Raw genomic sequence first — 4,676 nt, forward strand, 5'->3', positions numbered from 1 at the left:
GACCACCGGCTACTGGGAGTAACCCCCGACGGTGCCGGCCCGCCTCACGCGCGGGCCGGTTCCGGGTCGCCGGAACAGCGGTACCAACTCGCCGGACCCGCGGTACCGACAAGCCCTATCTGCCACGAAGTGTCCGGGCTGGTCGTAGACCATGGCGCGAGTCTCGGTGACCGCCAGGTCGTTGACGAGGTCCCATCCCAGCCCGAGTGCCTTGGCGACCGCGGACACGCTGGTGCGGTCGATCGCCAGACGCTGCAGGATCCAGCGGCTGCAGCGGCGGGTGGTCTTGGCCCGCGGCTCGGCCAACGCCGGCATGCGTTGCTGGAAGATCCTCGTGCCGCAGTCATCGTTGTCGCAGACAAAGCGTGGTACCCGCACGTGCAGTCTGGTGGGATGTCCGACGATCGGTAGATCCGTGACCTTCCGCTGGACGTGGTCGCGCAGGCGCCCCGCCATCCCGCACTCGGCGCAGATCGGGTCGAGTGTGACCGGGGCGCAGAACAGGTGCGTGAGCTCGTCGGCCACGGCGGCGTCGGTGATCGTCACCCCGAGCTCGACGGTGCGGCAGATGGTGTCGGCAAGCAGGCTGGCGGTAGCGTTCAAAGCGGGTCCTGGGGTGTTCGATGCGTGGCGTGAGAACCTGCATCGTCACACGCCCCAGGACCCCTACATTTTGTGCCTCACCGCATCACCGGCGAACCCCAGCTACGCACTCCGGATCCGGAAGGGCCACTTATCGCTCGGCTACAGGACGCCGGTCGTGGTCCAAATCGTCGATGGTCAAGGTAGGCCTCTTTCCAGGAGGTAGTGCAGAGTCAGCTGCTGACCGAGCCATAGAAGTGCAGGATCGGCGGCTGGTTCTCGGTATCGAGCGACTCCGACATGTCTAGGGTGCCGTCGGTAAGCGCTGCTCCGAGGCGGTCGACGGTGTCGGCGAGATCGTGGGTTTCGATCTCGTACATTGTCAGATACCTAGTCGGCGGGGCGCCAGAAGCATCGACAAGTTGTTCTTCGGCATACCGGTAACGTTTTCCCGAGACCACACCAGCAATTCGGTCAACGACTTGCGGTATGTGGATGTCGTCATACCAGCGGTTGAACTCGTCCTCCAGATTGTCCTTGGGCTGGACGTGGGCTATCAGAATTGCGCGAACTATGTTATCGGGCATTGTTGATGTCCTTCCAGTGACTACGCTCATTGATTCTCCCCAGTTCTGCTAACTGAATCTCCCCACTTGTGTGCACCCGCCAACGATGGGCGTGCCTCCCCGTGATGCTGGTGGTCTCTGACCACGCACCAGCCTTCGAGGGAGGCCGCTTATCTCATGCTCACACAAGGAGAGACCGTGGAAGCACATGCCCTGCGCAAGCAGGGATGGACGATCTCAGCGATCGCCCGTCATCTCGGACGGGACCGCAAGACCGTCCGCAACTATCTGAACGGGGTAACCGAACCCGGCGTCCGCCACCGCGAGGCTGATCCGTGGCTATGACAGCTTGAAGAGGCCCCGGCTCGACGGCTAGACCTGGCCCCGTTTGCGACTCGCCGGTGGTGTTGCGACGGTTTGATCTGGCCCCACCTGATGGTTGCTCGTGAACATCGTTTCCGAGCCGAAGCAGGTGGTGGCCAATGATGGGATCGAAGGTGGAGCTGTTCGCGCAGATCCGGCGGGACGCCCGGGTCGAGGGCATGAGTATCCGGGCGTTGGCTCGCAAGCATGGCGTGCACCGGAGGACGGTGCGGCAGGCGTTGTCATCGGCGGAGCCGCCGCCGCGGAAGACGCCGGAGCGGTCGTCGCCGCGGTTGGACCGGTTCAAGGCGGCGATTGATGAGATGTTGCGGTCGGATCTGGATGCTCCGCGTAAGCAGCGGCACACCGCGACGCGGATCCGGGAACGCCTGGCGATCGAGCACGATGCGGTCGAGTTGTCGTATTCGACGGTGCGGGACTACGTGCGGGTCCGGCGGGCGCAGATCGAGGTGGAGGCCGGCCGCCGGACGGAGGTGTTCATCGCCCAGGACCACGCCCCGGGCGCGGAGGCGGAGGTCGACTTCGGCGAGGTCTGGGTGATCCTGGGCGGGGTGAAGACCAAGTGCCACATGTTCGTCTACCGGCTCTCGCACTCGGGCAAGGCCATTCACCGGGTCTATCCGACCGGCGGGCAGGAAGCGTTCCTCGAAGGGCACGTCGAGGCGTTCCGCGAGCTCGGCGGGGTCCCGACCCGGCATATCCGCTACGACAATCTCACCTCGGCGGTGGTCGCGGTCCTGCAGGGCGGAGACCGGCGGCGACAGGAGAACCCGCGGTGGACGTTGTTTCACTCGCACTACGGATTCGATCCGTTCTACTGCCAGCCCGGCATCGCCGGGGCGCACGAGAAGGGCGGCGTTGAAGGCGAGGTCGGATGGTTCCGCCGCAACCGGCTGACCCCAATGCCGCAGGTCGAGTCCCTCGATGAGCTCAACGAGCAGATCAAAGCCTGGGAGGACAGCGACGAGGGCCGCCGGATCGACGGACGACTGCGCACCATCGGCCAGGACTACGAGCACGACCGAGCAGCGCTCGCGCCGCTGCCGGTGGAGGATTTCGACCCGGGCCTGATCCTCACACCACGGGTCGATCGGTCGGCGATGATCACCGTTCGGATGGTGAAGTATTCGGTGCCGGCGCACCTGATCGGCCGCCGAGTCCGCGTCTCACTACAAGCCTCCCAGCTGCTGGTCTACGACGGCCGGACCCTGGTCGCGCGGCATCCACGGGTCGCCGGCCGCGGCACCGCGAAGATCGACCTCGACCACTACCTCGAGGTGCTCAAGTTCAAACCCGGTGCCCTGCCGGGATCAACGGCGTTGGCGCAGGCCCGCGCTGCCGGGGTGTTCACCGCCAGCCATGATGCGTTCTGGGCCGCCGCCCGACGAGTCAACGGCGACACCGACGGCACCAGCGAGCTGATCGACGTCCTGCTGCTGCACCGCAGCCTGCCCGCCGCGGCGGTGATCGCCGGCATCGATGCTGCATTGCGGGTCGGGGCGGTGAGCGCCGAGGTCGTCGCCGTTGAGGCTCGCCGCGCCGAAGCCCGCCTGCTCGCGCACGCCTCGGTCGCTGCCGACCAGACAGGTGGGGCCAACGCTGGCCGTCATCTCGATCGCCATGCCGAACGACGCGAGCAACGAGTTGTCAGCCTCACCCAACGACGGCTCGCAGACCCCGCGGCGGTGATCGCCGGCCTGCCACCCGACCGGCGACCGCTGCCCAGCGTTACGGCCTACGACCGCCTGCTCCCGCAGCACCGGCGACGCACTGCCTCCGACGCGCTACCTGCGTCGCTGGACCCACCACCGATTGAGTCGCTGGACCCACCACCGATTGAAAGGCCCACCCGGCTATGACCGCAACCGCCAATAAGAACCAGACGAATGCGCTGGCCCCGTCGTTGCGCCGCCGGGGCGGCCTCACCGAAGAAGCCGCCCTCGCCGCCGTTGACCAGGCCTGCCGGCGCCTACGCCTGCCGACAGTGCGGTCGATGATCGACCAGCACCTCACCGCCGCCGCCAAGCAGCAATTGTCCTACCAGGGGTTCCTCGCCGAACTCCTGCTCGCCGAAGTCGACGACCGGGACCGCCGCTCCACTGTTCGCCGCGTCAAAGCCGCGGGGTTCCCGCGGGAGAAGTGGCTGGCGGACTTCGACTTCGACGCCAACCCCGACATCGAACCCGCCACCATCCACCAGCTCGCCACCGGCGACTGGATCCGCCACGGACTGCCGCTCTGCCTCATCGGCGACTCCGGAACCGGCAAATCCCATCTGCTGATCGGATTGGGAACCGCTGCCGCCGAGCAAGGCTTTAGAGTCCGCTACACCCTCGCCACCAAACTAGTGAACGAGCTGGTCGAGGCCGCTGACGAGAAGCAGCTCGCGAAGACCATCAACCGCTACGGCCGCGTTGACCTGCTCATCATCGACGAGCTCGGCTACATGGAACTCGATCGCCGCGGCGCCGAACTGCTCTTCCAAGTCCTCACCGAACGCGAAGAGAAGAACAGCGTCGCGATCGCTTCCAACCAGTCCTTCTCCGGCTGGACAGACACCTTCACCGACCCACGACTCTGCGCCGCGATCGTCGACCGGCTCACCTACCGCGGCACCATCATCGAAACCGGCACTCACAGCTACCGCCTGGCTCACACCGAAGCAGCAGCTACCGCGGGCTAAGCGCGGCGTTCGTCCTTGACTACCGACAGATGCCGGCGCAAGGCCCGGTTCTGGTGAGTGACATAAACCACGGTCCACCGGGTCGTCAGGTTCGGCAGTGGCTCCCCGTCTTTAATCTTCACCCGGACCGATACCTGATCACCGAGCTGATCATCACGCGCGATCACGAACTCGGCATACGCACGCACCGACTCGCGATCCCAACCAGTCGGCGCAACCACACTGCGCACCCGCGGCCGCCCATCCACACCCCGGACTCTAGCGGCTCAGGGCCCCACTCAGGTGGGGCCGAATGAAACCGCCCTACCGGGGCCAGATCAACTTGACATAGCCAGATCCGTTCGTCCCGTTCATCGAGTACGTGACCGCCCGCCTGCACGAGGACCCGCATCTGTGGGCGCAGACCCTGTTCGACGAGCTCGTCGAGCTCGGGTTCACTCAGTCGTACTCGTCGTTGACCC

The 4,676-nt window shown here is 65.9% G+C and carries 4 protein-coding genes and 2 pseudogenes; 3 read left to right on the forward strand and 3 right to left on the reverse strand.

The window, feature by feature from the left end:
- Positions 1-126: 126 nt before the first annotated feature.
- Both HF999_RS21970 and HF999_RS21975 read right to left on the reverse strand, forming a co-directional pair.
- Positions 127-603: pseudogene (locus HF999_RS21970) on the reverse strand (ISL3 family transposase); the annotation flags it as partial.
- A 212-nt stretch (positions 604-815) separates the two neighbouring features.
- Entirely contained in the window at positions 816-1,169 is a 354-nt protein-coding gene (locus HF999_RS21975; protein WP_006898361.1) for a hypothetical protein, read from the reverse strand.
- A 156-nt stretch (positions 1,170-1,325) separates the two neighbouring features.
- On the opposite strand from HF999_RS21975, the pseudogene HF999_RS21980 reads away from it, so the two are divergent.
- The 3 genes and pseudogenes from HF999_RS21980 to istB all read left to right on the forward strand — a co-directional run.
- A pseudogene (locus tag HF999_RS21980) lies at positions 1,326-1,487 on the forward strand (helix-turn-helix domain-containing protein); the annotation flags it as partial.
- 146 nt (positions 1,488-1,633) lie between these two features.
- Positions 1,634-3,391 carry an IS21 family transposase gene (gene istA, locus HF999_RS21985; protein ID WP_246208439.1) on the forward strand — a complete coding sequence of 586 codons (1,758 nt, stop codon included), beginning with the start codon at positions 1,634-1,636 and terminating at the stop codon, positions 3,389-3,391.
- On the forward strand, positions 3,388-4,215 hold the full coding sequence (gene istB, locus HF999_RS21990; RefSeq protein WP_068526535.1) for an IS21-like element helper ATPase IstB: 828 nt from the start codon (positions 3,388-3,390) through the stop codon (positions 4,213-4,215). The genes istA and istB overlap by 4 nt, the downstream gene beginning before the upstream one ends.
- Here the strand turns inward: istB and HF999_RS21995 are convergent.
- On the reverse strand, positions 4,212-4,463 hold the full coding sequence (locus HF999_RS21995; protein ID WP_133298647.1) for a hypothetical protein: 252 nt from the start codon (positions 4,461-4,463) through the stop codon (positions 4,212-4,214). The two genes, istB and HF999_RS21995, sit on opposite strands and share 4 nt — an antisense overlap.
- Between the last annotated feature and the right edge of the window lie 213 nt (positions 4,464-4,676).

The organism is Tsukamurella spumae (assembly GCF_012396015.1).
Lineage (GTDB): Bacteria > Actinomycetota > Actinomycetes > Mycobacteriales > Mycobacteriaceae > Tsukamurella > Tsukamurella spumae.